The sequence below is a fragment of the Rivularia sp. PCC 7116 genome (assembly GCF_000316665.1).
GTDB lineage: Bacteria > Cyanobacteriota > Cyanobacteriia > Cyanobacteriales > Nostocaceae > Rivularia.
Window position 1 is genome coordinate 6,665,826 of the sequence record NC_019678.1, and the last position, 20,205, is coordinate 6,686,030.

Sequence of the window (20,205 nt, forward strand, 5' to 3'; positions counted from 1 at the left end):
GAGAGCAAGTAGTTATGAGCAATATTAGCGAGTTAGATTTTTTACGAGCAAAAAGCTCATTTATAAAGCCAGAATCAATACCACAAGAGCTACAACAACGATTAAGTCTATATCAGGTTTTTGTTAAGTTATATGAGAACCATGGTAGTCTCTTAGAACAGATTCTCAGATCGGAAAACTTACCTAAATCTTCGTTAGATGCAGCACAGTCGTATTATATGCAGGCTGTTGTCGATGGGGAGGCAGTCTACATAACAACAAATTTGCGTGACGGTAAAAGTCAAAGCTTTCGACAGTTCCAAAATACTTGGACTATAGGACGCGATCGCAATAGTGGGATACATATTGCAAATAAATATATATCTCGCCATCATGCCGCTATTCGATACATAGAGCAGAGTTTTTATCTAATTGACTTGGGCAGTACTAACGGTACTTATATTAATGGCGAACAAGTTTATCATCCCACCAAACTTAAAGAAGGAGATGTTATCCAAGTAGGCAATATAACTTTTCCGTTTTTTGTTAATAGTACTTGTTGCGATCTGCCCACAGTAGCAGTAGAGTTGTTGATGCAGTTGGTATCTAAAGCAAATGGTAACAAGAAAAGTCAAGGTAAAACAGAAACATCAACTAGTCATAAAAGCAAAACGAAGACTCGAAAGCTAAATTATAGCGAGAATACGCAAGCACAGGCTTTTGCTGATGAAATAGCAAAGAGAAAGACTTTTGAAGAGCAGTTAAATCAAAAGTGGAAATCTGATATTTTAGAGCGCTTCTATCACAAGCAAACAAGAACAGATTATTTTTAACTAAGGGAAGCATCCATTTTCTTTACTAATTATATGTTAGTACAAACAGTTTTTATGAAATACAATTAAAGACGGCTAATAGTCGTGAGCCGTCTTAGTTTATAAGACACGAGTAATTTCATTAGAACATATCAAGCCCGATGAATAGCTTATTGAATTACTTGCGACAAAATTTGCAATTCTTGTATTCAATTAGCTTTGCATATCGGACGCGATCGTGGTATTACTCATCATCATCGTCATCTTCATCATCGTCTTCATCATCGCTTGCTTGTCCTACAGAGTTAGCAGAAACAACAGCACCTAAATCTAGTTTTTCACGTACCTTTTGCCTAATTTCTTCGAGAAGTTCTGGCTTTTCTTCCAAGTATTTGATGGCATTGTCCCTACCTTGAGAAATATTATCGCCGTTGTAACTGTACCAAGCCCCCTTACGATTGATAACGCTGGTTTCTTCTGCTAAATCGACGATACAGCCCAAAGTAGAAATACCTTTACCGAAAATAACGTCAAATTCAGCGATTCTAAAAGGTGGTGCGACTTTATTTTTCGCAACTTTAACTTTGACGCGAATACCAAATTCTTCCGTACCTTTTTTCAAGGTTTGTATGCGTCGAATATCCAAACGCACCGAGGAATAATATTTTAATGCATTACCACCCGTAGTAGTTTCTGGATTACCGTAGCTTATACCAATTTTCATCCGCAATTGGTTGATAAACATGACCGTGCAGCCAGACTTACCGATATTACCAGTAATTTTGCGTAATGCCTGACTCATCAATCGCGCCTGAAGACCAACGTGAGCATCACCCATATCGCCTTCAATTTCTGCACGAGGAACCAGTGCTGCTACGGAGTCAATCACTACTATATCAACAGCGGCTGAACGTACTAGTTGATCTACGATTTCTAAAGCAGCTTCTCCGGTATCTGGCTGAGAAATCAGCAAGTTTTCAATATCAACACCCAAAGCAGCCGCATAAGTCGGATCGAGAGCGTGTTCCGCGTCTACATAAGCTGCGATTCCACCTTCTTTTTGCATCTCAGCTACCGCGTGCAGTGCTACGGTTGTTTTACCAGAACTTTCTGGCCCATAAATCTCAACTACCCGCCCTTTAGGTAAACCACCGCCTAATGCTAAATCTAGGGTAAGCGCGCCAGTAGAAATTGTTTCTACACGCATCCTGGTTGCATCACCAAGACGCATGATTGTACCTTTCCCGAAAGTCCGCTCTATCTGGTTTAGCACCATACCGAGCGCTTTTTGCTTGCCTGCATTTTCTGTGTTAGTCGCCGCCATTTGAACCTCTAAATATATGTTTGGGGAGCTTTGTTACGATAATCTTAATAGAACAGATATACTAACATGACATCTTAGCACTGCCGGACGCTAAATAGTTTAGCTGGGTATTCAAAGAATATTAAAATTGATATCCAAGCAGCTAAGGTTTAGGATAAGCGATTCTCGAAAAGATTAATTTTACATGTATTTACATAAACCTGGCTTCAATCTGCTTGTTGATTTTTTTATTTGTTAACGACTACTTATGCCAAATAATTATTTGACTTAGTTAGAAGTCTTTATGACGAAGGAGTTTTGAATGAATCAACTGCGATAAAAGCTCGAAAGGCACTAAAGCAATACATTTATGACTTGCGTGTGTATTATAGTACTCGTTGCAGGCGTTTATTGCGATTGTGAAGGTTGAATAAAATCTTTAATTAAGATTGTATTCTGAATTATATAACTAAGGGAATATTAATTTAATTATCAATATTGATTATCCTGCATAATCCAAACTATATAGAGGCCCCTGTATTTGAGAGCAATGCAATAATATTTTCTTTCACGACTTCTGAGGATTGGTCGCCGTTGATGGTCAAAAGACGATGACGACGGTCATAGTATTCCAGTATGGGAATTGTGCGATCGTAGAAAAGTTCAACACGACGGTGGACGATTTCCGGACGGTCATCCGGTTGCGAACGTCCTAAAGAACGGTTTACCATCACAGTCTCGGGAACTTGTAGATATATTGCCCAATTTAACTTTTGCTCTAATTCATCTAGCAAAAAGTCGAGTTCTTCTGCTTGAAAAGCAGTACGAGGATAGCCTTCAAGCACCCAACCATGATTAAGCTTAGGCAGTCGTAAGTGGTTACGGATTAAATCAATCATTAATTCGTCAGGAACTAGTTCCCCCGTAGCGACTGCGTGCTGGGCATTTTGACCTAATTCATCTAGTTTTGATATTGCTTGTCTTAAAATTTCCCCTGTGGAGATTATAGGTATATCAAAGTGTTTGCTTAGGTTTTGTGCTTGAGTACTTTTACCCGAGCCGGAACCTCCTAAAATGATAAATCTCATAATACAATCAACTCCTTTAAACATTAGGAAAATTACTACATCTGAAATCTTCTTCTGTTATGTTATGAGTGCTACAGAAGAAACGGGTATTGAGAAATTTAGGATTTTCAATAAATCGCGACTAGTTTTCAAGCATGAATGAGAAATTTAACTACAGTATAAGAGAGGTTTTTATTTTTACCGAATTATGAATTTATGGCAATATAAATAGAAATTTTAATAGCTATTGACTTAAGTACGAACGTAGTGGTTGACTAGGAATGCACCTAGCTTTTCATTAATACATAATTCTCAAGAGTGAACTTAATTTACGACTAAGTTTACTGAAATAGGTATCAGCAAAAATACTGACTCACTGTGTTTTTTTACATTAATTTATGGTTGCTCAGTTAGAAACTTCAAGTGTAAATTCGACCGTTAGTTTATCACATACGCTTAAAGGATTAGTACAGGTTTTTACTAGTTCTCACCGTAGTTTTTTTACCAGTGTGATGGCGCAAGCACTGAGAATCGCCGGTCAAGGTACGCCAGTTTTGATAGTCCAGTTCCTTAAAGGTGGTATTCGTCAGGGACATAAGAATCCCGTTGTGCTTGGGCAAAATTTGGATTGGATTCGCTGTGACTTGCCACGTTGTATCGATACACCGCAATTGGATGACGCTGAAGCCGAAGCATTGCATTTATTATGGGAACATACACAGAGTGTAGTGAATGAAGGTAAGTATTCTCTGGTTGTATTAGACGAATTAAGTTTAGCAATGAATTTTGGTTTAATAGGAGAAACAGAAGTTATAGAATTTCTCTCCGAGCGTCCTCAGAATGTTGACATTATTCTTACGGGAGCGGAGATGCCTCAAAGGATTTTGGATTTAGCAGACGAAATTACAGAGATTCGTCGTCCGAATCGATTGTAAAAGAAGATGGAGAGTTGAGTAGGCGGGGAGTCAAGAGAAGAGGATGGGATTTAAAGTAAAATAATTCATTAATAACTGCTAAGTTCTAACTTTTAACTGATAATCCCTAACTCCCGTCTTCTTAACCTTAAACCTTTGAACTTTAATTATTAGTCCGTGATTAAAAACGATATTTGGATTTCTAAAATGGCTCAAAAGGGTATGATTAAACCTTTTGAAGCCAGTTTAATTAGGGAGATTAAATCCGATGAAGATAAATTAGCGCATCGCGTGATTAGTTATGGTTTGTCTTCTTACGGCTACGATATCCGCCTTTCTCCTACAGAATTTCGCATTTTTCGACATATTCCGGGAACTGTAGTAGACCCAAAAAATTTTAAGGAAGAAAATTTAGAATCAACAGCTTTACATAGGTCAAATGCTGGTGATTACTTTATCTTACCGGCTCACTCCTACGGTTTGGGTGTGGCTTTGGAAAGATTGGAAGTTCCAGATAATATTTCAGTAATTTGTATTGGTAAATCTACTTATGCCCGCTGTGGAATCATTGCTAATCTTACACCAGCAGAGGCGGCTTGGCGGGGTCACTTAACTTTGGAGTTTTCTAATTCTTCAAGTGCTGACTGTCGTATCTACGCAAATGAAGGTGTAGTGCAGTTGTTGTTTTTGGAAGGCGAACCTTGTGCAATTAGTTATGAAGCTCGTCAAGGTAAGTATCAGGATCAACCGGAAAGGGTGACGATAGCAAGAATATAAGTCAGTTAGCAGTTAGCAGTTAACAGCGAACAATTAATTCATAGTATTGATTGTTTTCTGATAACTGCTTGCTGATTATGGTGCTAATCTCGCTTTGCCTAAACGATGAGATTTGTACCATTCTGCTATGGCTGGAACCCAGTTTTCAAAGTGAATTAACATTAACTCACACAATTTTTGAATTTCTAATTGAGCGTCTTTTTTATTTCTCATATCTAAGAAATGCATTAAAGAGCGTAAGTTTAAACTAACGATAAAATGTTGACGATAATCGAAGGGCATTTTTCCTCTAATATGTTCTTCAGAAATGCCGTTATCAAAATCTATTTTGTATCGTTTAACAGCTTCCATGCACCAATCTAAATCTGCTTGTCTTTGTTCTGGTGAATAGTAATATTTTTTGCCTTGACGATTAGTGTAATAATCTACTGGGCGCAAATAAAAAACATCTTCTAAATCTTTTTCTCCTTTTGCGACTTTAATGAATTGTTCTGAAGTGTATCTAAAAGATTGCACGTCGAAGGATACGCTAATACGATGAGTACGCGCTTGTTGCATAACGCTATGGGGAAAATAACCGCAGTTAAATACGATTTGAGGATGTTCTAAAGGACCGTAATGTCCTCTTTCCCCTGCTAACAGACGCTTAACGATAATTTCACCACATTTTGATTCTGAGGGAAATTCATCGCGTTCATCATACACAAATCTATCAGTGTAATCTTGATGCATGGCAGCATAAATTACTTGCTGCGGATTTGGTGTTTTTGTAATAACTTCTACTCTAAATCGATTCATATGTTAAATGGGGAATTGGGCATTGGGCATTGGGCATTGGGTATGGGGTATGGGAAATAGTTAGGAGTTATAAGTGATTTTTTCTACCGTTTTCCCCTTTTATCCTTGTTCCTTTGGGGAAAAGTAGGGCTTGTTTTTTTAACCCTTTATCATCCATCCTTTAAAATAGCTGAAAAATAGTATTTTTTGAACCAAGGTGTAAGACAAGTTATGGTTTTAACTGCTTCAACGATGTTGTCTTTGGGTACGAAGGCTCCCAATTTTCAACTACCTGATGTAGTATCTGGAGAAACTATTTCTCTTGATACATTTACGGATAAAAAAGCAATATTGGTGATGTTTATTTGTCGCCACTGTCCGTTTGTAAAGCACGTACAGCAAGAATTAGCTCAATTAGGAAAAGATTATTTACAAAGCGGTTTGGGAATTGTTGCTATTAGTTCAAATGATGTTAAAAATTATCCCGATGATGCGCCAGAGTTATTAAAAGAAATGGCAACAGAATTAGATTTTAAGTTTCCTTTGTGTTACGACGAAAGCCAGGAAACTGCAAAGATTTATACTGCTGCTTGTACTCCTGATTTCTTTCTATTTGATAGCGAGCAAAAACTTTTTTATCGCGGACAATTAGATGATAGTCGTCCGAGCAATGGTAAGCCCGTAACCGGAAAAGATTTACGAAGTGCGATAGATGCCGTGTTGACTAGTAAATCATTAACAGAAGAGCAAAAGCCAAGTATTGGTTGCAATATTAAATGGAAACCGGGAAATGAACCAGATTATTTTGGATAGTTGATATTTGATGATCCACACCCTCCGGGTGAAAGTTGTTAGTTGATAGTTGTTCTACCAACCACTAAGCACTAACAACTAACTATTAAAATTTAATTCTGAATTTCTAAGTTGAGGATGTAATGTCCTAATTGAACTTTTCCAGCCCACAATTCGTATTCTACTCTTAGGTTTTCTGGTAGAGGATTTCCCGTCAAGCTAAGATTACGAGTAAAGTTTCTCAAGCGAATTGGCTGGTTGTTTTGTAAGGATTCGTTAGGCAACCAATAACGGCTCATGCCATAAACCCCTTTTTCCCAAAAGTGACGGTAACTTAAGTGTGGGTTGCCTTGCATTGTCATTATGACTCTGTAAGGGGATATTTCTAACCACAAAATTCTCGGACTACTTGAAACGCGAGGATTGGTTTGCGCTGTTGTAAACAGAAGGTTTTGCGAATTTTGGGTTTTCGCTTGTTGCTCGGTTTTGATTGGGGGGGCATTCAATAATAAATGGAAGCGCTGGCTATCTTTTTGATATAAAGTAGCGGCAGTTTCTACAACAGATTGGACTGGTAAATCTGTGGAAATCAAGGATAAGCAAACAGGTTTGCGTTGGTGAGTCAGCATGAGAGGGGTAGGGATGAGAAGCTATTGGATAAATAAGTCTAATATTGGGTTTAGGTGTCCGGGTTTAGCGGTAGGATAAAGGGCGAGGAAGTTTATACATTAAGCTTTTGCTTAGATATAGCTTCCCGTACAGTCACACGCCAGTTTATCCTAATGTCGGCTTCTGTTATAACCGTAGAAATAAAACAAAACCTCCCCCACAAGCTAGTTGTTCGGCGAGGGTCGTCGGGACTATCCTTGAGTGGTAGCATTCGAGTACCTGGGGACAAATCGATTTCCCACCGAGCATTGATGCTAGGGGCACTCGCTGAAGGTGAAACCCGTATCGAAGGATTACTGTTGGGAGAAGATCCCCGCAGTACAGCTAAATGTTTCCAAGCGATGGGAGCTCTTGTTTCAGATTTGAATACAGAATTAGTACGGGTTAAGGGTATTGGTTTGGGCAATTTACTCGAACCCGTTGATGTTTTAGATGCTGGCAATTCTGGTACCACGTTGCGACTGATGTTAGGAATTTTGGCATCCCATGCGGGACGTTTTTTTTCTATTACTGGGGATAGTTCCTTGCGTTCGCGTCCTATGTCTCGTGTGGTTAAACCTCTGGAACAAATGGGAGCGCAAATTTGGGGAAGAGATAATAATTCTAAAGCACCCTTAGCGGTTCGCGGAGAAAACCTCAAACCGATTCACTACCATTCTCCCATAGCTTCCGCCCAAGTAAAATCTTGTGTTTTGCTGGCTGGTTTATCAGTTGAAGGCAAAACTACCGTTACCGAACCAGCCCTATCCCGCGACCATAGCGAACGAATGTTACAAGCATTTGGCGCAAAGTTGGATATTGATACGCAAACTAATAGCGTTAGCGTTAATGGGCCGGTAAAACTATACGGGCAAAGCGTAGTTGTACCGGGAGATATTAGTTCGGCGGCTTTTTGGTTGGTAGCTGGAGCAATTGTATCAGATTCGGAATTATTAATTGAAAATGTTGGCGTTAACCCAACTCGGACAGGTGTTTTAGAAGCTTTGGAAATGATGGGGGCTGAGATCGCGCGAGAAAACGAAAGGGAAGTTGCGGGAGAACCTGTAGCCGATTTAAGAGTACGCTCTAGCAAACTTAAAGGCTGCACCATCGAAGGAGATATTATACCAAGATTAATTGACGAAATTCCCATTTTGGCTGTGGCAGCAGTATTTGCCGAAGGTACTACTGTAATTAAAGATGCTGCCGAACTGCGAGTTAAAGAGAGCGATCGCATTACCGTAATGGCGAATCAACTCAACTCAATGGGAGCTAGGATAACCGAATTAGATGACGGCATGGAGATTACTGGCGGCACACCACTTACTGGTGCCGAACTTGATAGTTTTACCGACCACCGTATTGCCATGAGTTTGGCGATCGCTGCTTTGAATGCATCTGGTACCACTACCATTAATCGTGCTGAAGCTGCGTCGGTTTCTTACCCAGATTTCTTTGAAACTATCAAAAGGATTATTTAATTAAAATGTAATAATTCTTATCCTCTGTATTAACGCAGGGTAAGAATTATTTTGAAAAAGTTTGAATGAGTTTTAAGGAATGTAAGAATTTATGTAAATAATGTTATAAATTTTTAGTTTATTTATCAGTTTTTTTGTTAAGAGAAATGTAAATTTGATTACCCTCGAATACCATTCACGTAGGCAGCAGTTAAAGAGTGCTGCGGTGCGGTAAAAATCTGCTCTACATCACCATATTCAATTAATTGTCCTACTTCTGCTTGTACCCAAAAAAAGGCAGCGTAATCGCCAATTCTCCTAGCTTGAGCAAGGTTGTGGGTAACAATTACCACTGTATAACGTTCTCGCAGACTGGCAATTAAATCTTCAACTACGCCACTAGAAATGGGATCGAGGGCACTACAAGGTTCATCCAAGAGTAAAACTTCTGGTTGCACAACCAAAGCACGAGCAATACATAAACGCTGCTTCTGTCCACCAGATAAAGATAAGGCAGAAGTATGGAGTCGATCCTTTACTTCGTTCCATAGTCCGACATCCTGAAGCGTGCTTTCAATCAGCAATGCCAGTTGTTTGCGGTTTTTAATTCCATGTTCTTGTAGCGGAAATGCGAGATTTTTCCAAATTGAGAATGGGAAAGGATTGGGCTTTTGGAAGATTGTACCAACACGCCGACGTAGTGCGATCGCATCTATTTGCTCATTAAGAATTTCTACAGAATCTAAGCGAATGCTTCCCGTCACTTTGGTATGAGGTATCAAATCAGTTAAGCGATTCAGACAACTTAAAAAACTGCTTTTGCCACAGCCAGAAGGACCTACCAGTGCAGTAATTTTACCTGCCTCAATTGCCATGGTGATATCTTTAAAAGCGGCTTTCTTGCCATAATACAAACTTAGTTGCTCAGTTTGCATTGAAGGCAAAGATGACTGAGAATGTCGGCGTTGAAATTTATTCATGAACGGGTAATTCTCCGAGTTAATAAAAACTGGGTTGTCCAAGTAGCCATACCATTCACCAACAACAATAAAATCAACAGCACTAAAGCAGAAGCGTAGGCATTATTATCCCCCCCTGCCACATTCATTGATAAATCGAAAATGTGAATCGATAGCGATCGCCCCGAATCTAGTAATGACTCTGGCATTCGATCTACATAACCACTGGTAAAAATCAGTGCTGCTGTCTCGGCGATTGCCCGTCCAATTCCCAGCACCAAACCCACGACTAACCCTGGTGTTGCTGCCGGTAATAGCAGTTTCCTAATGGTGGTAGTACGTGATAATCCCAAAGCGGCAGCCCCCAATCGATAATCAGCCGGAACAGCCCGAAAACCGGCTTCTGTGGAGCGAATTAGTATAGGCAAAACCATACAAGCCAAAGTCAAGCCACCAGATAAAATGGAAAAGCCTAATCCCAGCTTAATTGAGAAAAAGGCGTTGCCAAACAAGCCAAAGACAATAGAAGGTACTCCTGCCAACACATCCAAGCTGCGGCGCACCAAGCGCCCGAACAAACTTTCACTGTTTGTAAACTCCGCTAATAGCATGGCAGTACCAACACCAAGGGGGAGAGAAACTGCCATACAAACCCCCAATATTAGACAAGTAGAAACAAGAATCGGCGCAATTCCCCCATCACGTCCTGCATTTCGAGGTTCAGTTGTCAAGAATTCCCAAGAGATTTGCCCTACACCGTGCCAAACGATATCGCTTAAAATCCAGCAAAAAATGGCGGTAACAAATAAAGCGATCGCCCAAAGAATAAGGCTAGGTAGTAGAAACTGAATTTTTGAGTTTTTATCCATAAATATCTTTCCTACTTATAGCTTCGGCAACGGCTACCAGTAAGACGATAGTTATCATCAGTAACAAACCACTAACAAACAGTGCCGAACGGTGATTTCCTGTGGCATAAGCCATCTCTAAAGCTATATTGGCAGTAAGAGTACGAACGGGATCGAATAAGCTGGTGGGTGTTTGCACGACATTGCCACAAACCATTAACACTGCCATAGTTTCTCCAATGGCGCGTCCGGTTCCCAGAATCAATCCAGTAAATAAACCAGATTTAGCAGCAGGTAAAACAACGCTTCTGATAGTTGCCCAGTGAGAAATTCCCAAGGCAGCTGCACCTCGTAAATATTCAGTCGGGACTTCAGAAAAACTTGCTTGTGCACTCAAAGCGATCGTCGGTAATATCATTAATGTCAAAATAGCGATTCCTGCTAAAAGGCTGGTTCCTGGTGCTTGGAATTTGCCAATTAGTGGCACAAGGACGACTAAACCCCAGAAACCGTAAACTACAGAAGGAATACCTGCGAGTAACTCAATTAGCTGCCGATAAAATCCAGCGATCAAAGGAGGAGCATAATACTGACAAAATATTGCCGAGCCAATTCCCAACGGTGCTGCAAATATTACGGAACCGAGTGTTACCAAGAAACTTCCCCACAGCATCGGCATGAGGCTATAGAATCCTTGTATTGGATTCCAAGATGGATCGCTGACAAAAGGCAACCATCCTACCTGTTGCAGTATTGGCAATGCTTCAAGTAATAAAAATGCGGTAATTAAGACAACAATAATACCTGTAACTATAGCTAATACTCGTAATATCCACAGTAAAAATAAATCACTTTGAGATGGGGACAAAATCCTGGTTTTTAACAATGTCATGAACTTGTGGCGACTGTGCAAACTCGATAAATTCTTTTTCTAATCCTTGCGGCTGGGTTTTAGTAACCAAATTCAAGGGACGGGAAAGAGGAAATGTCTCATTTTGGATATTCTCTGTAGTGGCTGAGACTTTATTCAAGGGCAATAATTTGATAGAAACATCATTGTTGGCACTAAATTCAGCCGTGCCAATTGATACATATCCAATAGCATTAGGATTACCTGCTACTGTCTTAATCCCCTGCTGATTGTCCCCAATCACAACCGATGATTTGATATCGCTATTTTCAAGTTTGAAGTAGTCAAGAAACAATTCTAGAGTAGAACGTCCCTCAGCTTTATTAACAACTGTAATCGGTGTATTTGTACCATTAACCTGTTGCCAGTTGTTAATCTTACCAGTATAAATATCAATAACTTGTTGATTTGACAGGGATTTTACTGGATTTTCTTTATGTAAAATAATGCCAATCCCATCACGGGCAACAGAAAAGGCTTGTAAATCTTTTTCTTCATCTTTGAGGCTACGAGATACCATACCAATATTGGCAACTCCTGTACGAGCATCGTTAATACCCCTAGATGAACCTCCTGTTTGTACATCTACTCGTACATCAGGATGCTTGGATTCAAATTTTTTCCCAATTTCTGCTGCCAACGGTGCTACTGTACTAGAGCCTGTTAAAACTAACTTTCCCTGTAATTCGTTTAGTTGACTGGTTGTTTTTGAAGGTTGCGTACAAGCTTGTAATCCCAAGCAAATTGTAGAACCGATAGCAATAAATGCTATGGATTTGAGTTGTGTCATTGAGAAATGCCTTTAATAATATAGACTTCTCCAAAATTTATATGGATTTAATTTTACACACATAAGTAGGTGAACAAAAATATTTACCGTCATTATTCGCTGCGCGTTCACCTTTATGTGTTCCCGAAGGGTAGTAATCCCAGCCCTTGCGGTTGCTATCTCCCTCCGGGAGACGCTTAGTCTAACGACTCACTTCGTGAACGCTAACGTTTCACTCGCTTCGGACAATGTGTAATTAATTTTGTTTAATTACTTACTTAACCCCCTGCACCTTTTCTATAAGTGAAGGGGGATAAAAAAAACTCTCTTCGTCGAGTGGGAGAGAGGTTTATATACAGTTATTTTCATTTTGTGGAGATGTTTCTAATGTTCATTACTCACTATTACAATAGCTTGCATAGCTATTAATATAAAATTTTTTTCAAGTTTTTCAAAAAATATTAATACAGCGGATTTCATCTTAATGAGGTACAGGACATATCGTGATAAGAGAGCAGGGAGTAGTAGAAGAATAAAAATTTTGAAAAATTAACATATGTTGAAACTTCAATTATCGATTCAAATAATTTTCTATAGATTCACATACACCTTCAAAGTTTTTAAATACCTCTTCGTTCGTAAATCTAATAACTTGAAGACCATAACCTTCTAATACCGATGTTCTTTGTTCATCATAATTTTTTGCTTCATCTGTAAAATGGCTTTCCCCATCAATTTCAATTACTATTTTTAAATTCGCGCAATAAAAGTCTACTATAAAATTATCAATAGGTCTTTGTCGTAAAAATCTAATTTTTAACATTTTTAAATAGTTATTCCACAGCTTTCTCTCTGCTGGAGTCATATTTTTTCGTAATTCTTTGGCTTTTTCTACAAGTTTTTGATTATAGGGTAGATGGTAAGCTGTTTTTATAAAGTTTTGCTCTCTCGTCATTGCTCAATTCTCGGTAAGATCCCCCCTAACCCCCCTTACTAAGGGGGGAATAGAGTGTTTTTTTATAAACACAATATAAAGAAGTGTTTTTTTGATGACCATAGTAAATTTACTATTAAGAAAAAAAGCCCCCCTTAAATAAGGGGGGTTGGGGGGATCTGAAATTGGGCGGTTCTAACGATAATCCTGCCTTTGAATATCTCTCAACCTCGCAGCATCTCTCATGCCATAATCAGAACGAGTAAACCTATTTAACTGCATTTCAAAAAAGTCCCGATTTGCTTGTAAATGTTCGGGGTTTTCATCATCTAAAGGATACAAAAGAGCCGTGCGTAATGCTTGAATTACTGCGGATGTTACATTGTACATCGAACGTTGAAAAGTAATTCCTAACTGAATCAACATATCATCCTGATTCCGACAATATTTTTGATAATAATCAACTAAATATTGCGGTAAAAAGTGCAGCATATCCTGCATCAATAATGTTGGAGGAATTCCAGCAGTTCCTACAGGAAATACATCAGCGTAAAGAATTCCATAGTGAAAATCTTTTTGTTCTGAAGGTACTTGCTTTGCTTGAGCGTTATAAGATTTTGTCCCCCGGAAAGGAGCAGTACGATAAAAAATTGCTTCTACATAAGGTAGTGCTGCTTCATATAACCATGTAAAACCTTTTGATTTAGGAATTACTTCATAACATTCATTACCAATATAAACATGATGATAAATTGGACGACCTGCTACTGCAAAAATACCGTTAACTAAAAAATCCATTGCTTCCGGTACGGTTGTCAGTTTTCCTTCGTCATACATATCTGACATTTCAAAGAAAACTGGTGCCATTACTTCCCAAAACAATCCTAAGTTAGAATAATAGGAAGCTTGACGACACTGCTCTAAAAACATATCTGGAAACAGTTTATAGAGCAATTGCATCGGCGGATTACCTTTGAAGTAAGCTTTAATTGCTCTATCTGCATTTTGCTTATATTCTTCAGTATCTAGAAAATCATCAAACTTTCCTAAACCCATATCTTTACCGTGCCAAAGCATAGCTCGCATACAAGCTTCGGCAAATTCCATATTTATTCTGTCGTGAAACAAATGATGCCATATTTTTGGCATTTTTTTAGTTTCACCTTTTTCGATAAATTCTAAAAGTTCGGGATGTGCTGTTGCTTCACCGCGCCAAACTCGTAAATCTGCATCATCGCCAGCATAATGATTGTGTCTTTGTAAATACTCTTCAGGTAAGAAATATTTAAAAAACTGCAAAGGATTTAAAAATTCTCTTTCGGCTATATAAAGTAAATCGCGCCAATAAAAATCCATTGGTACGGCATATGCTTTATAAATACCGATAATTTGCATCAAGTTTTCTGGGTTATCCGGTAACATCGAACCACCAGCTTCTAAGCGGTGAATTACTTCTGCAAATTCGTGAGTTGATGGCGGTAATTTTGCCGTCGCTTTTCGTGGTGTTTGTACCATATTAGTTGTTAGTTGATAGTTGTTAGCTGTGAAGCAGCGCGGTCTTGGGGGTCTCCCCCATGAGCGACTGCTGAACCCGAAGGGTTAGTTGTTTTTATTATTATTTTCGGGTTGAATATTGTTGATTAAAAACTGTAGGGGGAGAAGGCAGAGTGAGGAACTAGGGAGCAAGATGCTCCCACTACATATTTTTTTATAATTCCTAACTTCTAACTCCTCACTCCTAACTCATAACTGTTCATTGTTCGCTGTTGAATGTTGACTGATTCATCGCTATTCGTGGAATTACAGTCTTTTGAATTGCAGGAATATTGGCAACCATTTGGGTAGTTGTGGGTTCGCTCCAACGCACTAAATAGGTTGGTTGTATTCCCAAAAATATAATTACACCTGCCAAAATAAATGCTGGCATTTTCTCGTGCCAAAAAACTTTAGGATAGTAAGCTAAATCGTTGTCGAGTTTTCCAAAGCAGGTACGGTTGAGCAGAATTACAAAGTAAACCGCTGTTAAACCTGTAGCGACAACACACAATATTGTTTGAATAGGAAAGACGGGAAAGCTACCTTGAAATGCAATAAATTCGGCTACAAAGCCTGTCATCCCTGGAATACCAGCGCTAGCCATTCCACCTAATACCAGCAAAGCGCTAATAACTGGTAAACCTCTTACCGGACTCATTAAACCATTAAGCTTATCTAGTTCACGAGTTCCAACTTTAGCTTCTACGACTCCTACTAAATGGAACAAAATCCCCAAAATTATACCGTGGCTGAACATTTGAGCAACGGCACCCACTAAGGCTAATGGTGTACTTGCAGCCGCTGCTAACAGTATGTAGCCCATGTGCCCAATGGAACTATATGCCACCATCCGCTTGATATCTTTTTGAGCGATCGCCGTTACCGCTCCGTACATCGCGCTGATTGCTCCCCAAATTGCTAAGGTTGGCGCCAAGGTACTCCAAGCTTCTGGAAATAAACCCAATCCAAACCTTAATAAACCATAGGTTCCCAGCTTTGCTAACACCCCACCAAGAAGAATAGCGATGGGTGTGTTTGCTTCTACATAAGCGTCGGGCAACCATGTATGTAAGGGTATTAGGGGTATTTTTATCCCAAAACCTAATACTATTCCCGCTAGTAAAATTAGTTGCAAAGTTGCGGATAAAGTTTGGGTAGAAATAGCATCGTAATCGAAACTAGAAGAACCAGAAAGCCAAACTAGACCTAAGAAACTTGCTAAAATTAAAGCCCCAGAAACGGCGGTATAGATAAGAAACTTGATACCTGCATAATTCCGTTTTTCTCCTCCCCAAATTGAAATTAATAGATAAAACGGAATTAATTCAAGTTCGTAAAATAAGAAAAATAGCAATAAATTCTGTGCCGCAAATGCACCGGCAACTCCACCGCTAACTAATAAAACTAGAGAATAAAAAAGTCGAGGACGTCGGGTTTCTTTGCTGCTACTGTAAATAGCAATCCAAGTGAGGAGACTGTTCAATAACAACATTAATATTGAAAGTCCATCAACACCTAATTTATAGCTTAAACCTAAGGTTTCATTCCAAGGAAGATATTCCTGTAATTGAATATTTGGATTATTGATATCAAATTGAAATAGTATCAATATATTCCAAGCAAAAGTAATTCCTGCAACCAATGCAGCACCTAAACGAATTCGATTACTAGGAATTTTCGCGGGCAATAAAGCGATTATCGCAGCCCCCCAAATAGGTATCCAAATTAAAGCGCTGATCATAAGTAGTTATTAGTTGATAGTTGTTAGTTGGAATGGGGCATTGGGCATTGGGCATTGGTAATTGGTAGTTGGTATTTGGTAACTGCTCACTGTTCACTGTTCACTGATTACCGATTGCTGTTAGCTGCAAAAATTCATTTCCCCAATATTGCCAAGTAACAATCATCCCTAAAAGAGCAACTCCTAAAAGTACGGTGAACATATAAAATTGAGTTTGTCCGCTGTTGCTGTACTTTAAATTTTCACCACCGCCAAGAGATATTAAGCCAACTAAATTAACGATGCCATCAACCACAAATCGGTCAACCATATCAGTTAATTTGGAAAGCAAATCAACACCTAATACAATACTTCCTCGGTATAGCTTTGGCGTATAAAAGTCATAGGCAAACAAATTTTGTAAACCCTTCCAGGGAAAACGTATTGGTTTGGAAATATTGCCTAAATAAATCACTCCGCCGATGCTACAACCGAAAATACTAGACCAAATCAATAACAGCGCAACATCTTTATTTACAGTTGCCCAATTTGGTAGAAGAGATAAATTTTGTAATATTAAAGGTAGATGCAAAACTAAACCAAATAAAATCATCATCGGTAAAGTCATTTGCCAGCTAACTTCTGGGGAACGCGCGCTCATCGGTAATGGTTTACCACCCCAAACTAAACCAAATTCCCTAGTTAAACTAATTGCTGTTAAAGCGTTAACGGCTACAATTACCCCAATTAACCAAGGTTGTGTTTCCCATAGCCCCGAAGCTAATTTCAATAAAGCCCAAAAGCTACCTAAAGGTGGAAACGCAATTAAACCTAAAACCCCTACTATATAAGCCATGCCTGATATCGGACGACGCGACCACAATCCACCCAACTGAGTAATATCTTGTGTAATGCTGTTCCAAACAATTGTACCCGTACTCATGACTAACAAAGCCGCAGCACAAGCGTGGGTAAGCACCAATAGTAAAGCTGCTTCGTCTTGTTGAGTTCCTACAGCGATGAACACCAAACCCATATATGTACTGACTGAATAGGATAAACAGCGTTTAATATCAATTTGCGCGATCGCAATCAGCGAACCACCAACCGCACTCACTACACCAACCCCTACCATTGCGCTAGAAACTAACGGTGATAAGCTAAAAACTGGTTGCAGTTTAATTAACACCCAAGCACCACTCGCGACAACTACCGAATTCCGCAAAATGGTACTAGGAACTGGTCCTTCCATTGCTTCATCCAACCATAAATGCAGGGGAAACTGAGCGCATTTACCCATCGGACCTGCAATTAATGCCAAACAGACTAATGATATTAATGTCGGATTAACGTTTGCAGTAGCTGCCCACTCTGCTAAATCGTTATAATTCCAGGTTCCTGTCAAAGGATATATTGCTAATACACCCATCAACAGAAACAAATCTCCTATCCTTTTGGTTAAAAAAGCATCTCTTGCACCAGTCACCACCAAGGGCTGACTAAACCACAAACCTACTAATAAATAAGTTCCTAAAGTCAGAACTTCCAGAATTACATAACTGAAAAATAAGTTATTAGTTAAAGCTAGAGCGCATAAACCGGCTTCAAATAAACCAAGCAAGGAATAAAAGCGTCCCCAACCCCAATCCATTTCCATGTAACCAATAGCGTAAATCTGAGCTAACAAATTCAAGCCAGAAATTACAGTCATTGCGGCAATACTGATCGCAGAGATTTCTAAATCAATAGATAATCTTAAACCTGCAGTTTCTAACCAAGGTATAAAAACTTCATAAGCTGGTTGATTCCAACTAATTGACAAAGCTACTGTACTATGTATAAAAGCGATAAATGTCATTATTAAATTGACATAACCCGCAGGTCTTGGCCCAGTTTTGCTGATGATTCCCGGCGACCAAGGAATAGCTAAAAGCCCGCCAATTAAGGCATATATAGGCACTAGCCAAACAGATTCTAATACATATTGCCCCATTTATTAACCTCTAATTAAATAATTATAAAAATTCAGCGGTTATAGATTAATAACTAATAACCGTATTGTGAAAGTAATTTTTATAAAAATGATAAAGATTAATATTTCGTAATCTTATTAATATATAGATTAGCCTTATATGCAATAAAAAGGAATGACCTTATCAGATAATTAAGCGATATTAAGCCTAAGCAATTCTTATATTTTAAATTTTTATTTTTTGTATAGATTTATATTTATATGTAAAGTATTGTAAACAAAAATGAGCAGTGTAGTATAGATTGGGTGAGAAAGAGTGTAACTCAACAGAATCGAGCTATATATATCGAGGGAGCGAGACGCTTCCACTGCGAGATGTTTTTCAAAATTTATCAATTATCTCACTTTACGGTAGATAAGTGTTAACAGAAAGTACAACTGATGGTTGAGAATGCTCGCTACAATGATTGCGCTTTTTGTTTACACGATATTTATAGCAAGCATTATGCATTGCTTTTTTGAATGATTGTGAATTAAATAAATCTGACATTAAGGCACCTTCAGAAGCCGGGATGATTGATTTGTCTCTGGGTATTTTCATATCAGTTTTCTGCCAAACACAAAATTTCATAAATTTTATTGCTGACTTAAAGTTAACTCTACCCGTTCCTGGTTTACCAATAATTCTGCAATGTATTTCGAGAAAGATTAAATTCTCAATACCAGAAGGATGGAATATTAATAAAGAGTCTTCGACACATCTATAAGCCGGTTTGTTTTTGTATAAGGTTTCTTCACAGATAAAGTCTATAAAGTATGTTAAAGCATCAGTCTTACTAACTGAATTTGCTGTACATAACTTATATTTTTGAATATCTACTAACATCGAATATTATTATTAATTTTATAAACTATTATAACTACTTTAATTTATTAACATATCTAAATTTTCCAATCTCTTATACTTTCCTAATGTTTATCTAATTTAAAATAGAGCGTGCGTAACTAACTGGAATATTGATATTCTGTAAATCACTAATTGAATGTAAACCTATTCCTTGATGCTCGTAACTTATTTTAGGAAAAAAATCACCTATCAAGTTACAACCATAAGTAACGATAAAAACGTGTTTCCTCGGAATAACTTCAAACAAATAGCTATCGATAATTTCTTCAATTTTAACATTCACAGATGTTTCTTCTTGAAACTCGCGGATTAAACAATGTTCGGGTGTTTATCCTAACTCGATTTTCCCACCTGGTAAATCCCATTCATCGCGTTCGTTTTTGAGTAATAGCGCTTTACCATCTAGAATTAATACGCCTTTAATTGATACAGGGAAATCCATTATTATAAATGCGAATGGTTTACATTTAATAATGGTATCAGTGAAATTCATGGTATCTAAATGCCGGGTGAAACGGAGTATAAACCAGAAAAACTACTTTCTTGTCTTGACAAATTTCATTTCCCCTTCCATCTCTCCATTAGTCACAACCCCTACAGGAGTCCATCCTAAATAAAGATAAAAACCATAAGCTCTCAATTTTGGATTATTTCCCGTTAACAACCATATTTCTGTAATATCTTGTGAGAATAACCATTCCTCTGCTTCTTGCATTAAAGCACGACCAGCACCACGTCTTTCAAGAGATGGAAGAACAAATATACCTAAAATTGTTTTTTCTGTTGCATTAGCTATAGAAAAAGCAATCGGTTTACTCTCAATTTCAGCAACCCAGGCACGACAATCAGTTTGCAACATCTCAGCAACTGTTTCCGGAGTAATACCTAATTGTGCAATTTCTTCACGAGACTGATAATTTTCAATCACCCTAGTTCTAATATCAAACAAGGTTTCAATGTCTGTAAGTTGCGCTTTTCTAATATTCATTTAGATATGGCGATTGACTTTTTTGTGTATATTGTATTTTCCCGTATTGCATACTTCAAGTAAATAGACAATAAACAAAAATATAAAACACTGGTTTACGGTACTATTTATCCTTTTGATTGCTAATCAATTT

The 20,205-nt window shown here is 38.3% G+C and carries 19 protein-coding genes and 1 pseudogene; 5 read left to right on the top strand and 15 right to left on the bottom strand.

Annotation, left to right across the window (positions count from 1 at the left end):
* The first annotated feature begins 14 nt into the window (after positions 1 to 14).
* Positions 15 to 812, top strand: coding sequence for an FHA domain-containing protein (locus RIV7116_RS25690; protein WP_015121249.1), 798 nt, complete (start codon positions 15 to 17; stop codon positions 810 to 812).
* A 223-nt stretch (positions 813 to 1,035) separates the two neighbouring features.
* On the opposite strand, the gene recA is transcribed toward RIV7116_RS25690, so the two are convergent.
* A complete protein-coding gene (gene recA, locus RIV7116_RS25695; RefSeq protein WP_015121250.1) occupies positions 1,036 to 2,115 on the bottom strand; it encodes a recombinase RecA in 1,080 nt (359 codons plus the stop codon).
* A gap of 500 nt (positions 2,116 to 2,615) precedes the next feature.
* Positions 2,616 to 3,182, bottom strand: a complete 567-nt coding sequence (locus RIV7116_RS25700; RefSeq protein ID WP_015121251.1) for a nucleoside monophosphate kinase — start codon at positions 3,180 to 3,182, stop codon at positions 2,616 to 2,618.
* Positions 3,183 to 3,559: 377 nt separating this feature from the next.
* Between RIV7116_RS25700 and RIV7116_RS25705 the strand changes: the two genes are divergently transcribed.
* On the top strand, positions 3,560 to 4,096 hold the full coding sequence (locus RIV7116_RS25705; protein ID WP_015121252.1) for a P-loop NTPase family protein: 537 nt from the start codon (positions 3,560 to 3,562) through the stop codon (positions 4,094 to 4,096).
* Between the two features lie 186 nt (positions 4,097 to 4,282).
* The gene (gene dcd, locus RIV7116_RS25710) at positions 4,283 to 4,852 is read left to right on the top strand and encodes a dCTP deaminase (RefSeq protein WP_044291196.1); all 570 of its coding nucleotides are present in this window, start codon (positions 4,283 to 4,285) and stop codon (positions 4,850 to 4,852) included.
* 75 nt (positions 4,853 to 4,927) lie between these two features.
* On the opposite strand, the gene thyX is transcribed toward dcd, so the two are convergent.
* Positions 4,928 to 5,650: an FAD-dependent thymidylate synthase gene (gene thyX, locus RIV7116_RS25715; RefSeq protein WP_015121254.1), complete on the bottom strand. Its 723-nt coding sequence runs from the start codon at positions 5,648 to 5,650 to the stop codon at positions 4,928 to 4,930.
* A gap of 210 nt (positions 5,651 to 5,860) precedes the next feature.
* On the opposite strand from thyX, the gene RIV7116_RS25720 reads away from it, so the two are divergent.
* The gene (locus RIV7116_RS25720; RefSeq protein WP_015121255.1) at positions 5,861 to 6,442 is read left to right on the top strand and encodes a thioredoxin family protein; all 582 of its coding nucleotides are present in this window, start codon (positions 5,861 to 5,863) and stop codon (positions 6,440 to 6,442) included.
* Positions 6,443 to 6,534: 92 nt separating this feature from the next.
* On the opposite strand, the gene RIV7116_RS25725 is transcribed toward RIV7116_RS25720, so the two are convergent.
* Positions 6,535 to 7,050: a hypothetical protein gene (locus RIV7116_RS25725; RefSeq protein ID WP_015121256.1), complete on the bottom strand. Its 516-nt coding sequence runs from the start codon at positions 7,048 to 7,050 to the stop codon at positions 6,535 to 6,537.
* 153 nt (positions 7,051 to 7,203) lie between these two features.
* Between RIV7116_RS25725 and aroA the strand changes: the two genes are divergently transcribed.
* Positions 7,204 to 8,550, top strand: a complete 1,347-nt coding sequence (gene aroA / locus RIV7116_RS25730) for a 3-phosphoshikimate 1-carboxyvinyltransferase (RefSeq protein ID WP_015121257.1) — start codon at positions 7,204 to 7,206, stop codon at positions 8,548 to 8,550.
* 158 nt (positions 8,551 to 8,708) lie between these two features.
* On the opposite strand, the gene RIV7116_RS25735 is transcribed toward aroA, so the two are convergent.
* From RIV7116_RS25735 to RIV7116_RS25785, 11 genes and pseudogenes are all read right to left on the bottom strand, one after another.
* On the bottom strand, positions 8,709 to 9,509 hold the full coding sequence (locus tag RIV7116_RS25735) for a phosphate ABC transporter ATP-binding protein (protein ID WP_015121258.1): 801 nt from the start codon (positions 9,507 to 9,509) through the stop codon (positions 8,709 to 8,711).
* Entirely contained in the window at positions 9,506 to 10,357 is an 852-nt protein-coding gene (pstA, locus tag RIV7116_RS25740; RefSeq protein ID WP_015121259.1) for a phosphate ABC transporter permease PstA, read from the bottom strand. Before pstA ends, RIV7116_RS25735 begins: the two co-directional genes overlap by 4 nt.
* Positions 10,350 to 11,228, bottom strand: a complete 879-nt coding sequence (pstC, locus tag RIV7116_RS25745; protein ID WP_015121260.1) for a phosphate ABC transporter permease subunit PstC — start codon at positions 11,226 to 11,228, stop codon at positions 10,350 to 10,352. The genes pstA and pstC overlap by 8 nt, the downstream gene beginning before the upstream one ends.
* Entirely contained in the window at positions 11,185 to 12,036 is an 852-nt protein-coding gene (locus RIV7116_RS25750) for a phosphate ABC transporter substrate-binding protein (protein WP_015121261.1), read from the bottom strand. The genes pstC and RIV7116_RS25750 overlap by 44 nt, the downstream gene beginning before the upstream one ends.
* Positions 12,037 to 12,586: 550 nt before the next feature.
* Entirely contained in the window at positions 12,587 to 12,970 is a 384-nt protein-coding gene (locus RIV7116_RS25755) for an endonuclease domain-containing protein (protein ID WP_015121262.1), read from the bottom strand.
* A 174-nt stretch (positions 12,971 to 13,144) separates the two neighbouring features.
* Entirely contained in the window at positions 13,145 to 14,464 is a 1,320-nt protein-coding gene (locus RIV7116_RS25760; RefSeq protein ID WP_015121263.1) for a CO2 hydration protein, read from the bottom strand.
* Positions 14,465 to 14,702: 238 nt separating this feature from the next.
* A complete protein-coding gene (locus tag RIV7116_RS25765; protein WP_015121264.1) occupies positions 14,703 to 16,226 on the bottom strand; it encodes an NADH-quinone oxidoreductase subunit M in 1,524 nt (507 codons plus the stop codon).
* 100 nt (positions 16,227 to 16,326) lie between these two features.
* Complete coding sequence (locus RIV7116_RS25770) at positions 16,327 to 18,198, bottom strand: NAD(P)H-quinone oxidoreductase subunit F (protein ID WP_015121265.1); 1,872 nt, start codon at positions 18,196 to 18,198, stop codon at positions 16,327 to 16,329.
* A gap of 385 nt (positions 18,199 to 18,583) precedes the next feature.
* On the bottom strand, positions 18,584 to 19,063 hold the full coding sequence (locus RIV7116_RS25775; RefSeq protein ID WP_015121266.1) for a hypothetical protein: 480 nt from the start codon (positions 19,061 to 19,063) through the stop codon (positions 18,584 to 18,586).
* A gap of 94 nt (positions 19,064 to 19,157) precedes the next feature.
* Positions 19,158 to 19,400, bottom strand: a pseudogene (locus RIV7116_RS36585) (hypothetical protein); the annotation flags it as partial.
* A gap of 219 nt (positions 19,401 to 19,619) precedes the next feature.
* Positions 19,620 to 20,072 (bottom strand): GNAT family N-acetyltransferase, encoded by a 453-nt coding sequence (locus RIV7116_RS25785; RefSeq protein WP_015121267.1) that lies wholly within the window; start codon positions 20,070 to 20,072, stop codon positions 19,620 to 19,622.
* Positions 20,073 to 20,205: the final 133 nt, after the last annotated feature.